This window comes from Pantoea sp. CTOTU49201 (assembly GCF_032054795.1).
In the GTDB taxonomy this organism is placed as follows: Bacteria; Pseudomonadota; Gammaproteobacteria; order Enterobacterales; family Enterobacteriaceae; genus Pantoea; species Pantoea symbiotica.
In genome coordinates this window covers 1-16,933 of the sequence record NZ_DAMBSA010000054.1, presented here as the reverse complement: position 1 = coordinate 16,933, position 16,933 = coordinate 1, and the positions used below count along the sequence as shown (strand labels likewise).

The following is a 16,933-nucleotide window of genomic DNA, read 5'->3' as shown; positions in this document are numbered from 1 at the left end:
GCTATTCGCGCCGTTACCACCGCCGGCGTCACGCGCCGCAGCGAAGCCGCTGAGGTCATGCGTCAGCATATTGGTGAAGAAGGCGTGATCCAGTTCATCCTCAAGTCTTTCGCTGAGGGCGAGTGGCGCTTTAATGTGCCGGTGTTGTGGGATACCTACAGCACCATCTCCGGCTGGGAAGAGATTCCTGCATGGCCGCATCCGGCACTGTTTATTCGCGGCGGCGATTCGCCGTATCTGGATAATCAGCATCGCGATGCGCTGCTGCGTCAGTTCCCGCAGGCGCATGCACATGTGATCAGCGGAGCTGGACATTGGGTGCACGCCGAGAAACCCGATGCGGTGTTACGCGCCGTTCGGCGTTTTTTTAACCTGTAAAAGCAAAAGCTTGCCGCTTGCGCTTTAGGGTTGGCGTCAGGGAAGGCGCTGGAGTATGATGTCGCGCTAAAAATTTGCCACGGATATTTTTTCGCCGTGGTCGGGCCGATAATGTTTTAATCGCGCAGCGCCTTTCCGCCGTTCGCGCCCACTCAGTTTTACAAACCATGGCAAAAGAACAGACAGACCGCACTACGCTTGATCTCTTCGCAGACGAGCGGCGTCCTGGTCGCCCGAAAACCAGCCCGCTGACGCGTGATGAACAGTTACGCATCAACAAACGCAACCAGCTCAAGCGCGATAAAGTGCGTGGGCTGCGTCGTGTTGAGCTGAAGATGTCGAGCGAGGCGGTTGACGCGCTCAGCACGCTGGCCGATCAGCAAAACATCAGTCGCAGCGAATTGATTGAACAAATGCTGCTGGCACAGCTCAAACTGTCGTAACGCGCGAAGACCGCACGCTGGAACACAAAGTCACGGCTTTACAAGTTCCGCACTTTTTACCGGTCTGCTATTATTCGCATAACTGTGCAGTCAACTGACTTACTTTCACAATCAGGATTCAAGAGGTTACCTAACCCATGGCAATCGTAGGCATTTTCTTCGGCAGCGATACCGGCAACACTGAAAACATTGCAAAGATGATCCAGAAACAACTGGGTAAAGATGTCGCCGAAGTGCATGACATTGCTAAGAGCACCAAAGAAGATCTCGATGCATTCGACATCCTGCTGCTGGGCATTCCAACCTGGTATTACGGCGAAGCGCAGTGTGACTGGGATGATTTTTTCCCGACGCTGGAAGAGATTGATTTCAATGGCAAGCTGGTAGCGCTGTTTGGTTGTGGCGACCAGGAAGATTACGCCGAGTACTTCTGTGACGCGATGGGCACCATCCGTGACATCATCGAGCCAAACGGTGCGGTGATTGTTGGTCACTGGCCAACCGAAGGCTATCATTTCGAAGCCTCTAAAGGTCTGGCCGATGACAAAAACTTCCTGGGTCTGGCGATTGATGAAGATCGTCAACCAGAATTGACCAACGAACGTGTTGAGAAGTGGGTGAAGCAGATCTTCGATGAGCTGCAGCTGAAAGAGATTATTGAAGCTTAATTCCCTGCTCTGCCCGATGTGCGCGCTGCCTCACATCGGGCAACGGAATTTCCTATAAAAATAATAGCTACGGTTTTTTAACTTTTCCCCGCAAATCTGTAGAATACCCGCAATGGTCATCCGCTTATTCCTCTGGCAGTAGAATGAGGCTGAGTGAAATGGAATCCAAAACCCAAGCGTCCTGAAGACGTTAGTGACGTTATCCTTACAACCTTTGGTGATTAAGGACGTTGCCTTGGTTTTCATTTCACTGCTTGAGTTCTATAATGAGACGCAAATGAGAATGCGCGTTGACCTAAACATTCAAGGCCCCTGCGCCGCAAGTGACTAGCAAAGTAACAGGACAATATCCGCATGACTGACAACAACTCCGCATTGAAGAAGGCTGGCCTGAAAGTCACGCTACCCAGACTGAAAATTCTGGAAGTGCTTCAGGGACCCGGCCCCGAGTCCCATCACGTCAGTGCGGAAGATTTGTATAAGCGCCTGATCGATATGGGCGAAGAGATTGGTCTGGCAACGGTGTATCGCGTTCTTAACCAGTTTGACGACGCGGGCATCGTAACCCGTCATAACTTTGAAGGTGGCAAATCTGTCTTCGAACTGACTCAGCAACATCACCACGATCACTTGATCTGCCTGGATTGTGGCAAAGTTATCGAATTCAGCGATGAATCAATCGAAACGCGTCAGCGTGAAATTGCCACTCGCCACGGCATCAAGCTTAGCAACCATAGCCTGTACCTGTATGGTCACTGTGCTCTGGGAGACTGCCGCGAAGACGATACGCTCCACGATAAGTAATTGAGTGTGCTATGCAGTATAAAAAAACCGGCTTAAGCCGGTTTTTTTATATCTGAAATCAGGCAACGAGCGTTTCCTGCAAGTAGCGCCAGCGCGGAATGGCGGTGCTGCAATCCAGTACCGCCAGAGAAATACGGCTTTGATTGGTGCCATTCATCATCTGCAATTCACGATACTGAATTGTGACTTCCTCACTTTGCTGCGAAATGATGGCGTGCTCACTGGTGGCAATTCGCATCCCTTCACGCTGCCCCTGCAACTGGCGAAACAGTGTTTCCATCTCATTAAGATCAAGCTGTTTGCCCTGTGGCGTAACCATTTTGAAGTCGGGATGAAAGTACGACAAGAACAGATCAATGCTGTCATCACTGCCTTCTGCCTGATTGAAAATACGTTCGATAAGCTGATGTAAAACCACCACGCTATGTTTGGCTTCCAGGGCGAGACTAGTCATTTTTTATCCTTTGATTACCCGCAGAGCAACGGCTGAGAGCGCATAGCCTACCTGAAAAAAAGTTTTTCACACTGGCAAATGGTTTAATTTTGCTAAAGTCAGAATAGTCGCAAATAAGGAATTAAAGGCTAATTACTGCGGGCAGCATAAAAGGTCGTATCTGGCTAAATCGAGACAATAAAAAAGGGCGATTACTTGCCCTTTCATGATCTTATCGTGCTAGCGACAAAATGAATTAATCGCCGATTTTTGCCCAGGTATCACGCAAACCAACGGTGCGGTTAAACACCAGTTTGGATGGCTGTGAATAGACGCTATCAGCACAGAAATAGCCTTCGCGTTCGAACTGGTATGGAGACATTGGATCCGCTGCACGCAAACCTGGCTCCACGAAGCCCTGTTTGATTTCCAGTGAGTTCGGGTTGATGGTGGTGAGGAAATCCTCAGCCGCACCCGGATTTGGCACACTGAACAGACGATCGTACAGGCGGAATTCCGCTGGCAGTGCGTGAATCGCAGAAACCCAATGGATAACGCCTTTCACTTTACGGCCATCGGCCGGATCTTTGCTCAGCGTATCAACGTCGCAGGTACAGTAGATGCAGGTGATATTGCCTTCATCATCCTTCGCCACGCGCTCGGCACGGATCACGTAAGCATTACGCAGACGCACTTCTTTACCCAGCACCAGACGTTTGTACTGCTTGTTGGCCTCTTCACGGAAATCCGCGCGATCGATCCACACTTCACGGCTGAATGGCACTTCACGCGTGCCCATTTCCGGTTTGTTCGGATGATTCGGCATGCTAATGATCTCTTCGTGACCTGCAGGCAGGTTCTCGATCACCACTTTCAGCGGATCCATTACAGCCATCGCACGCGGTGCGTTTTCATTGAGATCGTCACGAATGCACGATTCCAGTGAAGCCATCTCCACGATATTGTCCTGTTTGGTCACACCAATACGGCGGCAGAACTCACGGATTGAAGCGGCGCTGTAACCACGACGACGCAGACCCGACACGGTCAGCATGCGCGGATCGTCCCAGCCTTCGACAACCTTCTCACTCACCAGCTGAGTCAGTTTACGCTTCGACATCACCGCGTATTCCAGATTCAGGCGTGAGAATTCGTACTGACGCGGATGAACCGGAATGGTGATGTTATCCAGTACCCAATCGTACAGACGACGGTTGTCCTGGAACTCCAGCGTACAGAGAGAGTGCGTAATGCCTTCAATCGCATCCGAAATGCAATGGGTGAAGTCGTACATCGGATAGATGCACCACTTGCTGCCAGTTTGATGGTGATCGGCAAACTTAATGCGATACAGCACTGGATCGCGCATCACGATGAAGCTGGAAGCCATGTCGATTTTGGCGCGCAAACAAGCTTTGCCCTCTTCGAAACCGCCATCGCGCATCTTCTGGAACAGCGCTAAGTTCTCTTCCACGCTGCGATCGCGGTACGGGCTATTTTTGCCCGGTGCCGTCAGGGAACCGCGATATTCACGGATCTCATCTGCTGAGAGTTCGTCAACATAGGCCAGGCCTTTGTTGATCAACTCCACCGCATAGTTGAACAGTTGGTCGAAGTAGTCTGAGGAGTAACGAATGTTGCCGCTCCACTCAAAGCCCAGCCATTGCACGTCACGCTTAATGGATTCGACAAACTCCAGATCTTCTTTTACTGGGTTAGTGTCGTCGAAACGCAGATTGCACTGACCTTGGTAGTCTTGCGCGATACCAAAGTTCAGGCAGATAGATTTTGCATGGCCAATATGCAGATAACCATTGGGCTCTGGCGGGAAACGGGTATGCACACTGTTGTGCTTACCGCTCGCCAAATCTTCGTCGATGATCTGACGAATAAAGTTCGTTGGGCGGGCTTCAGCCTCACTCATCTCAAAATCCTCAAAAACTATAACGGGTGATTTGTACCACGAAGTAACGGAGTATGATCCACAAAGCGCAGGAGGGAAACAACCGTTTGTTGGTCGTTTTAAAACAAAAAAGGCAGGAATCGCTTCCTGCCTTCTGGCTCAATCACAAGGACTTAGCCTTTAACCTCGTACAGCGGGGTTTGGCCTGCAACCACTGAACCGGTTGCCAGTAAATTCAGACCAGCGAAATCATCGCTGTTGCTGACCACAACCGGACTGATCATCGAGCGGGCGTTGGCATTGAGGAAGTCCAAATCCATTTCCAGGATTGGCTGACCTGCAGTGACCGTTGCGCCCTCTTCAACCAGACGCGTGAAGCCTTTACCTTCCAGCGCTACCGTATCCAGACCCATGTGCACGACGATCTCGACACCGTTTTCCGCTTCGAGGCAGAACGCATGGTTGGTATTGAAGATCTTCACCACGGTTCCGGCTGTTGGCGCAACCACGGTTTTACCGGTTGGTTTGATCGCCAGACCATCGCCGACTGCCTTGCTGGCGAACGCTTCGTCAGGCACATTTTCCAGCGCAACAATGTCACCGGTTACCGGCGCCAGCAGCGTGGCAATCACGGCTTTTTCACTGTTCAGCACGGCCTGAGGTTTTGCTTCTGCAGCAGGCGCAGCCGTTGACGCAGCAGCGGATGCCGCAACCGGGCCTTTGCTCAGGACAGTTTTCATGGCCATCGCAATGCTTTCTGCCTGGGTACCGACGATAACCTGCACGCTCTGCTTGTTCAGACGAATCACACCGGAAGCACCGAGACGCTTAGCGACACCTTCATTAACCTGCGCAGAATCTTTAACGTTCAGACGCAGACGAGTGATACAGGCATCGATGTGGGTCAGGTTTTCTGAGCCACCGACCGCCGCAATGTAACGACGCGCCAGAGATTCAGTTTGGCTTTCACCGTTGCCGCTGTTATCGACATTTACGTCATAACCATCGGTTTCATCGCCCGCAGAGAGTTCGCGGCCCGGCGTCATCAGGTTGAATTTCTGGATGGTGAAGCGGAACACTGCGTAGTAGATAACGAAGAACACCAGACCTTGTGGGATCAGCATCCACCAGTGCACCGCCAGCGGGTTACGCGTTGACAGCACCATATCCACCAGACCCGCACTGAAGCCGAAACCTGCAATCCACTGCATGCTCGCGGCGATGAACACTGAAAGACCGGTCAGTGCTGCGTGAATCACATACAGCACCGGCGCCACGAACATGAAGGAGAATTCCAGCGGTTCGGTGATACCGGTAAAGAACGCTGCAAAAGCCGCCGCCAGCATGATACCGCCGACTTTGGCGCGGTTTTCTGGGCGTGCGCAGTGGTAAATTGCCAGCGCTGCACCTGGAAGACCGAACATCATGATTGGGAAGAAGCCTGCCTGATAACGACCGGTGATGCCTGGGATACCGGTACCTTCAGCGATAGACTGCGCGCCGCCGAGGAATTTAGGAATATCGTTAATGCCAGCAACGTCGAACCAGAATACTGAGTTGAGTGCGTGATGCAGACCAACAGGAATCAGCAGACGGTTAAAGAAGGCATAGACGCCCGCACCGATTGAACCCATTTTCTGGATATGCTCACCAAAGCTCACCAGTCCGCCGAAAATGATCGGCCAGATGTACATCAGTACGAAGGCGACGACGATCATCAGGAAGGAGACAAGGATCGGCACCAGACGGCGGCCGCTGAAGAATGACAGCGCTTTTGGCAGCTCAACGTGGCTGAAGCGGTTATAAACCTCAGCAGAGAGAATACCCACCAGGATACCAACAAACTGGTTATTGATTTTACCGAAGGCGGCAGGAACTTGCTCCACCGGTATTTTCTGAATCATCGCTACCGCAGCCGGTGAACATAGTGTGGTCACCACCAGGAAGCCGACGAAACCGGTTAACGCAGCTGCACCGTCTTTATCTTTTGACATACCGTATGCCACACCAATGGCAAACAGCACGGACATGTTGTCGATGATCGCCGAACCGGATTTGATCAGGAGTGCCGCCAGCGCATTACCTGCGCCCCAGCTATCTGGATCGATCCAATATCCAACACCCATCAAGATTGCCGCTGCCGGCAGAGTCGCTACCGGCACCATAAGCGCGCGGCCGACCTTTTGCAGATATCCTAATACACTCACCTTATTCTCCCCCTATGAGACTGGCGTTTTGCCGTGGCGCAGGTTGATTTTATTATCCCGTCGCCCGGTACCTTGATGACACTTTTCACCACGAGGCGCAGTGTAAAGACAAATTAATTCGCCTCGCAAATTAAAACCACTACAACTGTGACTTTAATCACCAAAATGGTGGTTTGATAATGCGAAATGCTAGCCAGCACCACAAACTTATTTTATGATGAAAAATATCGAGTCGCACTTTTCCCGGATGGCTACGCTTAAACGCATTACGCTTAAAGGCAGAAAACTGTCAGAGAAACGGCAACTCCACATTTCCAATCTTAATTGAGGTGAAGACATGAGACTGATCCCTTTGGCCACACCGACCCAAGTGGGTAAATGGGCTGCACGCCACATTGTTAACCGCATTAATGCGTTTAAGCCTAGCGCAGAACGTCCTTTCGTGCTGGGCCTGCCAACCGGTGGAACACCGCTGGAAGCTTACAAGCACCTGATCGACATGCACAAAGCGGGCCAGGTTAGTTTCAAGCACGTTGTCACCTTCAACATGGATGAGTACGTTGGCCTGCCAAAAGAGCATCCGGAAAGCTACCACAGCTTTATGTATCGTAACTTTTTCGATCATGTTGATATTCAACAGCAAAATATCAATCTTCTGAATGGCAATGCCGAAGATATTGACGCAGAATGTCGCCAATACGAAGAGAAGATCCGCGCTTACGGCAAAATTAACCTGTTTATGGGCGGCGTGGGCAACGATGGTCACATCGCCTTTAACGAACCAGCTTCTTCACTCTCCTCACGTACCCGCATCAAAACCCTGACGCACGACACGCGCATCGCAAACTCACGTTTCTTTAACGGTGATGTGGATCAGGTGCCGAAATACGCCCTGACGGTCGGTGTCGGTACGCTGCTGGATGCCGAAGAAGTGATGATTCTGGTTACCGGCCATCTGAAAGCGCAAGCGCTGCAGGCGGCGGTTGAAGGTAACGTCAACCACATGTGGACCATCAGCTGCCTGCAGCTGCACGCCAAATCTGTCGTGGTCTGTGACGAACCCGCCACCATGGAACTGAAAGTGAAAACCGTGAAATATTTCCGCGAAATGGAAGCGGAAAATATGAAAGGTGTGTGAGAACACGTTGTAACAAAACCTGCTGCGTTCAGGCAGCAGGCTTAGCCGGGAGAGAGAAACGATGTACGCATTAGTGAACGGCCGGATTTTTACCGGTCATGAAATTCTGGACAATCATGCGGTTGTGATTGCAGATGGCCTGATTGAGCGCGTGTGTCCGCGTGATGCCCTGGACGCGGCAATTGCACAGCAGGATGTGGCTGGTGCGTTTATCGCTCCTGGTTTTATTGATTTGCAGCTCAACGGCTGCGGCGGCGTGCAGTTCAACGATGACATCAATGCACTGAGTGTTGAAACGCTGGAGATCATGCAGCGCGCCAACGAGAAGTCAGGCTGCACCAGCTATTTGCCGACGCTGATTACCAGCTCCGATGCGCTGATGAAACGCGCCGTCGAAACCATGCGCGCCTATCTGGCGAAGCATCAGAATCAGGCCATCGGCCTGCATCTGGAAGGTCCCTGGCTGAATAAAGCCAAGAAAGGCACGCACAATCCTGAACTGATTCGCCTGCCGGATGCCGAGCTGGTGGATTTCCTCTGCACCAATGCCGACGTTATCACTAAAGTCACGCTGGCACCTGAAAATGCGGGCAGCGAAGTGATTCGTAAGCTGCGCAATGCCGGCATCATTGTTTCAGCCGGTCACTCCAACGCGACCTATGAAGAAGCAAAAATTGGCTTCAGCGCGGGCGTCAGTTTTGCTACGCATCTTTATAATGCCATGCCAACCTTCGCCGGACGTGAGCCAGGTCTGATCGGTGCGCTGTTTGATTCGCCTGATGTATACTGCGGCATCATTGCGGATGGTTTACATGTCCATTACGCTAATGTGCGCAATGCAAAACGCATTAAAGGCGACAAACTGGTGTTAGTGACGGATGCCACAGCACCGGCGGGCGCGTCGATTGATCAATTCATTTTTGCAGGCAAAACAATATACTATCGCGATGGCCTGTGCGTTGACGAGAACGGTACGCTCAGCGGTTCTGCTTTGACCATGATTGAAGCGGTGCAGAACAGCGTTGAACATTGCGGTATCGCTCTTGATGAAGCGCTGCGTATGGCGACGCTCTATCCGGCGCAGGCGATGGGTGTGGAGAAGCAGTTAGGCACGGTCGAAGCAGGAAAAGTCGCCAACCTGACTGTCTTTACCCGCGATTATCAAATCACTAAGACGTTCGTCAACGGAGACAACGTCCTCAGCGAGTAAGCATTGAATGACCACTGGCGGCCAGTCTCAAATAGGAAATGTTGATCTTGTTAAACAACTTAATAGTGCAGCCGTCTATCGGCTAATCGATCAACAGGGGCCGATTTCGCGCATTCAGATTGCCGAACACAGTCAGCTTGCGCCCGCCAGCGTCACCAAAATTACCCGCCAGCTCATCGAGCGCGGCCTCATTAAAGAGGTGGAGCAACAGGCTTCCACCGGTGGGCGCCGCGCCATCTCCATCATTACTGAAACCCGGCATTTTCATACTATCGGCGTGCGCTTAGGGCGTAATGACGCCACGTTGACGCTGTTTGATCTGAGCGGGAAATCGCTGGCGCAGGAAGATTATCCGCTGCCCGAACGCACCCAGGAAACGCTGGAGAATGCGCTGTTCAATGCCATCAGCGCCTTTATGGCAGCGCATCAGCGTAAGATTCATGAACTGATTGCTATCTCGGTGATTCTGCCCGGTTTGGTTGATCCCATTAACGGCATCATTCGCTATATGCCGCACATCGCAGTAAGTCATTGGCCGCTGGTTTCCAGCCTGAAAAAACGCTTTAACGTCACCAGCTTTGTGGGCCATGACATTCGCAGTCTGGCGCTGGCCGAGCACTACTTCGGTGCAAGTCGCGATTGCGCAGACTCCATTCTGGTGCGTTTACACCGCGGAACCGGTGCCGGAATCATCGCCAACGGCCATATATTCCTCGGCAGTAACGGCAACGTCGGTGAGATTGGTCATATTCAGGTCGATCCACTAGGTGAACGTTGCCACTGCGGCAACTTTGGCTGTCTGGAAACCATTGCAGCGAATGGCGCGATTGAAAACCGCGTGCGCCACCTGTTGAACCAAGGCTATCCCAGTTCATTAACCTTGAATGACTGCCTGATGCCACAGATTTGCCGCGCCGCTAACCACGGCGACGCGCTGGCGTGTGAAGTGATTGAGTATGTCGGCCGCTATTTAGGAAAGGCGATTGCGATCGCCATCAACCTGTTCAATCCACAAAAAGTGGTGTTGGCCGGTGAAATTACTGAAGCCGATAAAGTGCTGTTTCCTGCCATTGAAGGGTGCATTAATACGCAGACGCTGCCTGCCTTCCGTAAAAACTTGCCGGTGGTGCGTTCCGAGCTCGATCATCGCTCGGCGATTGGCGCCTTTGCGCTGGCAAAACGCGCTATGCTGAATGGCATTTTGCTGCAACATCTGCTGGAAGAGTAATCACCAGCCCGCTTGTTTAGCGGGCCCGACCGGATGCAATTTATGACGATTAAAAGCGTAATCTGTGACATCGACGGCGTGTTGATGCACGACAATACCGCTGTTCCTGGCGCGAACGAATTTCTGCAGCGCATTTTTGGCGAAGGATATGCCGTTGGTGGTGTTGACCAACTATCCTTCACAAACTGCGCTGGATCTGGCGAACCGATTTGCCAACGCCGGCATTGACGTCCCCGATTCAGTGTTTTACACCTCGGCGATGGCTACCGCCGACTTCCTGCGCCGCCAGGAAGGGAAAAAAGCCTACGTGATTGGCGAAGGTGCGCTGATTCATGAGCTGTATAAAGCCGGCTTCACCATCACCGACGTCAACCCAGATTTCGTCATCGTTGGTGAAACGCGCTCCTTCAACTGGGAGATGATGCATAAAGCCGCTTTCTTCGTGGCCAATGGCGCACGCTTTATCGCTACCAATCCCGATACCCACGCGCGCGGCTTTGTTCCGGCGTGCGGAGCGCTCTGCGCGGGCATCGAAACCATTTCCGGCCGTAAACCGTTTTATGTCGGCAAGCCGAGTCCGTACATCATGCGCGCAGCGTTAAACAAGATGCATGCGCATTCGGAAGAGACGGTGATTGTCGGCGATAACTTGCGCACAGACATTCTGGCAGGCTTCCAGGCGGGTCTGGAAACCATTCTGGTGCTGTCTGGTGTATCCACGCTGAGTGATATTGATGCCATGCCTTTCCGCCCGGATTGGATTTATCCGTCGGTTGCCGATATCGACCTGTTCTGAACCCAGTCATCACCTCTTCTTATAGCCCTGCTCTTGCAGGGCTTTTGTTTTTTCTGGGGTTAAGCCTGACTTTGTTGCTCGCAGCGTGACCACAAAATGAACAAATCGGCCATTTCATTAGATACCATCTAAAATAATCATGCATTAATTGAATAATATTCAATATTACTCGCTCATCAACATTCTTTTTATCAAAGAATCGCAATTTTGCTTGCGCTAACACCACCATTTAGCGCATTTTCTTATGCATCACGCAGTCAAGGCTGCCGGACAAACGTAGAAATAACTTCACCACAAGGTGAGATCAGGAGTCAGTTATGTGTTCAATTTTTGGTGTGCTGGATCTGAAAAGCGATCCTATTGAGCTGCGCAAGAAAGCGCTGGAATCTTCTCGTCTGATGCGTCACCGCGGCCCGGATTGGTCAGGTGTTTATGCAGATGATAAAGCCATTCTGGTACATGAGCGTCTGTCGATTGTTGACGTTAACAACGGCGCACAGCCGCTGTATAACGCTGGCCACACCCACGTACTGGCTGTTAACGGCGAAATTTACAACCATCAGGCGCTGCGTGCTGAGTTGAGCGATCGTTACGCTTTCCAGACCGGTTCTGACTGTGAAGTTATCCTCGCGCTGTATCAGGAAAAAGGCGTTGATTTCCTCGACGACCTGCAAGGCATGTTCGCCTTCATCCTGTGGGACAGCGTGAAGCAACAATATCTGATTGGCCGCGACCACATTGGCATTATCCCGCTGTATATGGGCAACGACGAGCACGGCAACCTGTATGTCGCTTCCGAGATGAAAGCATTGGTGCCGGTGTGCCGCAGCATCAAAGAATTCCCGCCGGGAAGCTACATGTCGAGCGCCGATGGTGAAATCCGTCGCTACTGGCAGCGTGACTGGATGGAATATTCAGCGGTTGAAAACAACACCACGGATGCCGCCGAGCTGAAGCATGCGCTGGAAGAGTCTGTAAAAAGCCACCTGATGTCTGACGTGCCGTACGGCGTGCTGCTGTCGGGTGGACTGGATTCATCCATCATCTCTGCCGTGACCAAACGCTTTGCAGCAAAACGTGTAGAAGATGCGGATAAGAGCGATGCATGGTGGCCGCAGCTGCACTCTTTCGCGGTTGGGCTGGAAGGTTCTCCAGACCTGAAAGCGGCGAAATCAGTCGCAGAACATCTTGGCACCGTGCATCACGAAATCCATTTCACCGTGCAGGAAGGTCTGGATGCGATTCGTGACGTGATTTACCACATCGAAACCTATGATGTGACCACCATTCGCGCCTCTACGCCGATGTATTTAATGTCGCGTAAGATCAAAGCGATGGGCATCAAAATGGTGTTGTCCGGTGAAGGTGCAGATGAAGTCTTTGGCGGCTACCTCTATTTCCATAAGGCGCCAAACGCCAAAGAATTCCACGAAGAGAACGTGCGTAAACTGCTGGCTCTGCACATGTTTGACTGTGCTCGCGCCAACAAAGCGATGTCCGCATGGGGTGTGGAGGCGCGTGTGCCGTTCCTCGACAAGAAATTCCTCGACGTGGCGATGCGCATTAACCCGGCAGACAAACTGTGCGGCAGCAACGGCAAGATGGAAAAACACATTCTGCGTGAATGCTTCTCTTCTTATCTGCCAGAAAGTGTGGCGTGGCGCCAGAAAGAGCAGTTCTCAGACGGTGTTGGCTACAGCTGGATCGATACGTTGAAAGAAGTGGCGGCGAAGCAAATCACCGACCAACAGCTGTCAACTGCGCACTTCCGCTTCCCGTACAACACGCCGAACTCGAAAGAAGCGTATCTGTATCGCGAGATCTTTGAAGAGTTGTTCCCGATCGCCAGCGCTGCTGAGTGTGTGCCGGGCGGTCCATCGGTCGCCTGCTCTTCTGCTAAAGCGATTGAGTGGGATGAAGCATTCAAATCAATGGATGACCCATCAGGTCGTGCCGTTGGCGTGCATCAGTCCGCGTATAAATAAGGTTTTTACTCAACAAGATAAGGGGCTCAATCGAGCCCTTTTTTTATGCAATCTGTCGTGCAACCTTTGAAATTTGCCGAATAAATCACCAGCCTGGTTACAAGCCAGACAAACAGGCGTTTTAAGGCGAAAAACGGCAAAAAAATTGTTGACGCTACAAGACTCAATACGCATAATGCGCCCCGCAACGCCGATGAAGGTTACGCGAAAAAGATGGCTACGTAGCTCAGCTGGTTAGAGCACATCACTCATAATGATGGGGTCACAGGTTCAAATCCCGTCGTAGCCACCATCTTTTTGCGGGAGTGGCGAAATTGGTAGACGCACTAGATTTAGGTTCTAGCGCCGCAAGGTGTGCGAGTTCAAGTCTCGCCTCCCGCACCATTTCAGTCTTCGGCAGCCGGATGGGGTATCGCCAAGCGGTAAGGCACTGGTTTTTGATACCAGCATTCCCAGGTTCGAATCCTGGTACCCCAGCCAATCCGGATTATGTTGTGGATACAAAGTCGACGAATGGGATATCGCCAAGCGGTAAGGCACCGGTTTTTGATACCGGCATTCCCTGGTTCGAATCCAGGTATCCCAGCCATCGTCGGACGCAGTAAGCAGTACAAAGGCTACGTAGCTCAGCTGGTTAGAGCACATCACTCATAATGATGGGGTCACAGGTTCAAATCCCGTCGTAGCCACCAAATTATTGGGGTGTCGCCAAGCGGTAAGGCTCTGGTTTCTGATACCAGCATTCCGGGGTTCGAATCCCTGCACCCCAGCCATAAAAAGACAATTTGATAAAACACCTATTGGGGTGTCGCCAAGCGGTAAGGCACTGGTTTCTGATACCAGCATTCCGGGGTTCGAATCCCTGCACCCCAGCCAAATTGCACAATAAAGCCCGCTTATGCGGGCTTTATTGTTTTCTGCGTTCGGGGATTAATCATGAGCGCATAAATGCGCTCCCTACGATCACAAACCTAATGCGTAACGCAGCACTTTGCGTTTCAACGCTCCGGCATTCTCGGCCGCAATCAGCGCCAGGTTACGTGCAAAGCGCAGCGGCGGCAGCTTATTGCTAAACGCGAAGTAGAACAGATCCATCCCACCTTGCATCAGTAAATTGTCTTTATAACGCTGGCGATGATAGCGCTGCAGCACAGCGTCCGATGACCAGAGTTCAGCCTGGTTGCGCGCCTCGAGCAACGTCGTGATCAACGCATCCACATCCCGATAGCCTAGATTAACGCCCTGCCCGGCCAGCGGATTGATGGTGTGCGCCGCATCGCCCACCAGCGCCAATCCCGGCATCACATAACGCGTGGCATGGCGTCGCACCAGCGGGAAAGAGGCAGCGGTTTTCACCCGAATACGCCCAACACGTGCTGGGAAGTGAGCATAGATCTCTTTCTCCAGTTGCTGGAGCGGCAAACTTTGCAGCTGGCGGATGCGCGCGGGCGCGTCGTACCACACCAGCGAAGCACGACGATCAAACAGCGGCAGGAAAGCGCGCGGCCCTTGAGGCGTAAACTGCTGCCAGGTAGAATCGCCAGCATCCTGCTCGCACTCCACGCTGATCAGCATGCAGGATTGCGCATAGTTCCAACCCCGTACGCCAATGCCCGCTAACTGCCGCACACGCGAGTTGGCGCCATCTGCGCCGACCACTAAACGCGCATCCAACGTTTGACCATTATCCAGTTGCACATGCCAGCCGGCGCGATACGGCTGCAAACCCTGTAAACTCGCCGGGCAGATCAGCGTGATGCCCTCTTCCTGCATCTTTTCCCACAGCGCACGTTGCAGCACGCTGTTTTCCACCATAAAGCCCAGCTCAGGCAGCCCAAGCGACGCCGCATCAAACTTCACATGCGCGTTTTGCCACTCCCAGGTTTCCAACTGGCGGTAAGGTGCACAGCGCATCGCCTGCACGCGCGGCCAGACATTCAGTTGCTGCAGCAACGCTACCGAAGAGGCACCAATGGCGGAGATGCGCACATCCGGCTCGCTGCTGGCATCAAAGATTGCGGGTTCCGCCCGTTCAATCACCGCTACGCGGAACTGCTGCTGCGCCAGACCACATGCCAGCGCCGCACCGACCATGCCACCGCCCACGATCACCACATCAAAATGTGAATCCTGCATCGACTCTAATCCTTCTTTTTGCCGTGAGGCCTTCCAGCATCACGTTGATAGCTAAAGTGTACCGGAAATTAGCCACGTGATGCGATGCAGATGCGTGAAGCCTGGTAACAACAGCGTCGAAGCATTACAATACGCGCCCTGCACTTCGCTTGAATCAATGGCTAGTTCGATGACCAAAAAACTGCACATCAAAACCTGGGGCTGTCAGATGAATGAATACGATTCATCAAAGATGGCCGATCTGCTGAACAGTACGCACGGCTACACCTTAACCGAGGAAGCTGAAGAGGCGGACGTTCTGCTGCTCAACACCTGCTCTATTCGTGAAAAGGCGCAGGAGAAGGTTTTTGCTCTGTTAGGTCGTTGGAAAAAGCTGAAAGCGACAAATCCCGATCTGATCATCGGCGTAGGTGGCTGTGTCGCCTCACAGGAAGGGGAACGCCTGCGTCAGCGCGCCAGTTACGTCGATATCGTCTTTGGCCCGCAAACGTTGCATCGCCTGCCGGAGATGATCAACACCGTGCGCGGCAGCAAAAGTCCGGTTGTTGACATCAGCTTCCCGGAAATCGAGAAGTTTGATCGCCTGCCAGAACCGCGCGCCGATGGCCCAACCGCCTTCGTATCGATCATGGAAGGCTGCAACAAATATTGTACTTTCTGCGTGGTGCCTTACACGCGCGGCGAGGAAGTCAGCCGTCCAAGCGACGATATTCTGCTGGAAATCGCTCAGCTTGCCGCTCAGGGCGTACGTGAAGTTAACCTGCTGGGCCAGAACGTCAACGCCTATCGCGGTGCCACTTTTGATGGCGATATCTGCACCTTTGCGGAATTGCTGCGCTTAGTGGCAGCGATCGACGGCATTGACCGAATTCGCTTCACCACCAGCCATCCGATTGAATTCACCGATGACATCATCGAGGTTTACCGCGATACACCAGAGCTGGCGAGTTTTCTGCACCTGCCGGTACAGAGCGGTTCGGACCGCATCCTGACGCTGATGAAGCGCGCGCACACCGCACTCGAGTACAAAGCGATAATCCGCAAGCTGAAAGCCGCGCGTCCGGATATCCAGCTGAGCTCGGATTTCATCATCGGTTTTCCCGGCGAAACCCAGCAGGATTTTGAGCAGACCATGAAGCTGGTTGGCGAAGTGAATTTCGATGTCAGCTTCAGCTTTATCTACTCCATGCGCCCGGGCACGCCGGCCGCCGATCTGCCCGACGATGTGACAGAAGAGGAAAAAAAGCAGCGTCTATTCATCTTGCAGGACCGCATCAATCAGCAGGTGATGGCGTGGAGCCGACGCATGCTGGGCACCACACAGCGCGTGCTGGTGGAAGGCATTTCACGTAAGAATGTAATGGAGCTGACCGGCCGCACGGACAATAACCGCGTGGTGAACTTTGAAGCGCCGATAGAAATGATCGGTAAGTTTGTTGATGTTGAAATTGTTGATGTGTATGCCAGCTCCCTGCGCGGCGTGCTGGTGCGCACCGAAGATCAAATGGCGCTCCGTGTGGCCGAAAGCCCGGCATCGGTGATTGCGCGTACCCGCAAAGAGAACGACATCGGCGTCGGACTGTTCCAGCCTTGAAACCTCGAAC

General features: G+C 52.6%; 13 protein-coding genes, 7 tRNA genes and 1 pseudogene. 17 read left to right on the top strand and 4 right to left on the bottom strand.

The genetic code is table 11. The annotated features are described in order from the left end of the window. From RTY00_RS06215 to fur, 4 genes are all read left to right on the top strand, one after another. The coding region (locus tag RTY00_RS06215; protein WP_312663825.1) for an alpha/beta fold hydrolase at positions 1-378 on the top strand (378 nt) is incomplete at its 5' end. Between the two features lie 167 nt (positions 379-545). Beyond that, entirely contained in the window at positions 546-821 is a 276-nt protein-coding gene (gene ybfE / locus RTY00_RS06210) for a LexA regulated protein (RefSeq protein ID WP_007890670.1), read from the top strand. Positions 822-958: 137 nt separating this feature from the next. Next, on the top strand, positions 959-1,489 hold the full coding sequence (gene fldA / locus RTY00_RS06205; RefSeq protein ID WP_008107028.1) for a flavodoxin FldA: 531 nt from the start codon (positions 959-961) through the stop codon (positions 1,487-1,489). A gap of 354 nt (positions 1,490-1,843) precedes the next feature. Beyond that, the gene (gene fur, locus RTY00_RS06200; RefSeq protein ID WP_007890672.1) at positions 1,844-2,293 is read left to right on the top strand and encodes a ferric iron uptake transcriptional regulator; all 450 of its coding nucleotides are present in this window, start codon (positions 1,844-1,846) and stop codon (positions 2,291-2,293) included. Between the two features lie 58 nt (positions 2,294-2,351). On the opposite strand, the gene RTY00_RS06195 is transcribed toward fur, so the two are convergent. The 3 genes from RTY00_RS06195 to nagE form a co-directional block, all read right to left on the bottom strand. After that, complete coding sequence (locus RTY00_RS06195; protein WP_061717378.1) at positions 2,352-2,747, bottom strand: hypothetical protein; 396 nt, start codon at positions 2,745-2,747, stop codon at positions 2,352-2,354. Positions 2,748-2,982: 235 nt separating this feature from the next. Beyond that, on the bottom strand, positions 2,983-4,650 hold the full coding sequence (glnS, locus tag RTY00_RS06190; protein WP_312663824.1) for a glutamine--tRNA ligase: 1,668 nt from the start codon (positions 4,648-4,650) through the stop codon (positions 2,983-2,985). 152 nt (positions 4,651-4,802) lie between these two features. Beyond that, on the bottom strand, positions 4,803-6,836 hold the full coding sequence (nagE, locus tag RTY00_RS06185) for an N-acetylglucosamine-specific PTS transporter subunit IIBC (RefSeq protein WP_312663823.1): 2,034 nt from the start codon (positions 6,834-6,836) through the stop codon (positions 4,803-4,805). A 337-nt stretch (positions 6,837-7,173) separates the two neighbouring features. On the opposite strand from nagE, the gene nagB reads away from it, so the two are divergent. The 12 genes and pseudogenes from nagB (at position 7,174) to RTY00_RS06125 (ending at position 14,069) form a co-directional block, all read left to right on the top strand. Further along, the gene (gene nagB, locus RTY00_RS06180) at positions 7,174-7,974 is read left to right on the top strand and encodes a glucosamine-6-phosphate deaminase (protein ID WP_110865725.1); all 801 of its coding nucleotides are present in this window, start codon (positions 7,174-7,176) and stop codon (positions 7,972-7,974) included. 61 nt (positions 7,975-8,035) lie between these two features. After that, positions 8,036-9,184: an N-acetylglucosamine-6-phosphate deacetylase gene (gene nagA / locus RTY00_RS06175; protein WP_312663822.1), complete on the top strand. Its 1,149-nt coding sequence runs from the start codon at positions 8,036-8,038 to the stop codon at positions 9,182-9,184. 7 nt (positions 9,185-9,191) lie between these two features. After that, on the top strand, positions 9,192-10,412 hold the full coding sequence (locus RTY00_RS06170; RefSeq protein ID WP_137385370.1) for an N-acetylglucosamine repressor: 1,221 nt from the start codon (positions 9,192-9,194) through the stop codon (positions 10,410-10,412). Between the two features lie 42 nt (positions 10,413-10,454). Continuing rightward, positions 10,455-11,208 (top strand): annotated as a pseudogene (locus RTY00_RS06165) (HAD-IIA family hydrolase). A gap of 317 nt (positions 11,209-11,525) precedes the next feature. Further along, on the top strand, positions 11,526-13,193 hold the full coding sequence (gene asnB / locus RTY00_RS06160; RefSeq protein ID WP_312663821.1) for an asparagine synthase B: 1,668 nt from the start codon (positions 11,526-11,528) through the stop codon (positions 13,191-13,193). A 215-nt stretch (positions 13,194-13,408) separates the two neighbouring features. Further along, a tRNA-Met gene (locus RTY00_RS06155) sits at positions 13,409-13,485 on the top strand. A gap of 7 nt (positions 13,486-13,492) precedes the next feature. Beyond that, a tRNA-Leu gene (locus tag RTY00_RS06150) sits at positions 13,493-13,577 on the top strand. A 21-nt stretch (positions 13,578-13,598) separates the two neighbouring features. Next, positions 13,599-13,673 (top strand) — tRNA-Gln (locus tag RTY00_RS06145). Between the two features lie 34 nt (positions 13,674-13,707). After that, positions 13,708-13,782 (top strand) — tRNA-Gln (locus RTY00_RS06140). Between the two features lie 26 nt (positions 13,783-13,808). After that, positions 13,809-13,885 (top strand) — tRNA-Met (locus tag RTY00_RS06135). A 6-nt stretch (positions 13,886-13,891) separates the two neighbouring features. Then, a tRNA-Gln gene (locus RTY00_RS06130) sits at positions 13,892-13,966 on the top strand. Between the two features lie 28 nt (positions 13,967-13,994). After that, a tRNA-Gln gene (locus RTY00_RS06125) sits at positions 13,995-14,069 on the top strand. A gap of 87 nt (positions 14,070-14,156) precedes the next feature. Here the strand turns inward: RTY00_RS06125 and ubiF are convergent. Further along, positions 14,157-15,329 (bottom strand): 3-demethoxyubiquinol 3-hydroxylase, encoded by a 1,173-nt coding sequence (gene ubiF / locus RTY00_RS06120; RefSeq protein ID WP_312663820.1) that lies wholly within the window; start codon positions 15,327-15,329, stop codon positions 14,157-14,159. A gap of 169 nt (positions 15,330-15,498) precedes the next feature. On the opposite strand from ubiF, the gene miaB reads away from it, so the two are divergent. After that, the gene (gene miaB / locus RTY00_RS06115; RefSeq protein ID WP_312663819.1) at positions 15,499-16,923 is read left to right on the top strand and encodes a tRNA (N6-isopentenyl adenosine(37)-C2)-methylthiotransferase MiaB; all 1,425 of its coding nucleotides are present in this window, start codon (positions 15,499-15,501) and stop codon (positions 16,921-16,923) included. The last annotated feature ends 10 nt before the right edge of the window (positions 16,924-16,933 follow it).

Bases quoted from the DNA above. Each gene is read 5' to 3' on its own strand.
- asnB (WP_312663821.1), top strand. From the start codon at position 11,526: ATGTGTTCAATTTTTGGTGTGCTGGATCTGAAAAGCGATCCTATTGAG.
- RTY00_RS06170 (WP_137385370.1), top strand. From the start codon at position 9,192: ATGACCACTGGCGGCCAGTCTCAAATAGGAAATGTTGATCTTGTTAAA.
- nagB (WP_110865725.1), top strand. From the start codon at position 7,174: ATGAGACTGATCCCTTTGGCCACACCGACCCAAGTGGGTAAATGGGCT.
- nagA (WP_312663822.1), top strand. From the start codon at position 8,036: ATGTACGCATTAGTGAACGGCCGGATTTTTACCGGTCATGAAATTCTG.
- fur (WP_007890672.1), top strand. From the start codon at position 1,844: ATGACTGACAACAACTCCGCATTGAAGAAGGCTGGCCTGAAAGTCACG.
- miaB (WP_312663819.1), top strand. From the start codon at position 15,499: ATGACCAAAAAACTGCACATCAAAACCTGGGGCTGTCAGATGAATGAA.
- fldA (WP_008107028.1), top strand. From the start codon at position 959: ATGGCAATCGTAGGCATTTTCTTCGGCAGCGATACCGGCAACACTGAA.
- ubiF (WP_312663820.1), bottom strand. From the start codon at position 15,329: ATGCAGGATTCACATTTTGATGTGGTGATCGTGGGCGGTGGCATGGTC.
- RTY00_RS06195 (WP_061717378.1), bottom strand. From the start codon at position 2,747: ATGACTAGTCTCGCCCTGGAAGCCAAACATAGCGTGGTGGTTTTACAT.
- glnS (WP_312663824.1), bottom strand. From the start codon at position 4,650: ATGAGTGAGGCTGAAGCCCGCCCAACGAACTTTATTCGTCAGATCATC.
- ybfE (WP_007890670.1), top strand. From the start codon at position 546: ATGGCAAAAGAACAGACAGACCGCACTACGCTTGATCTCTTCGCAGAC.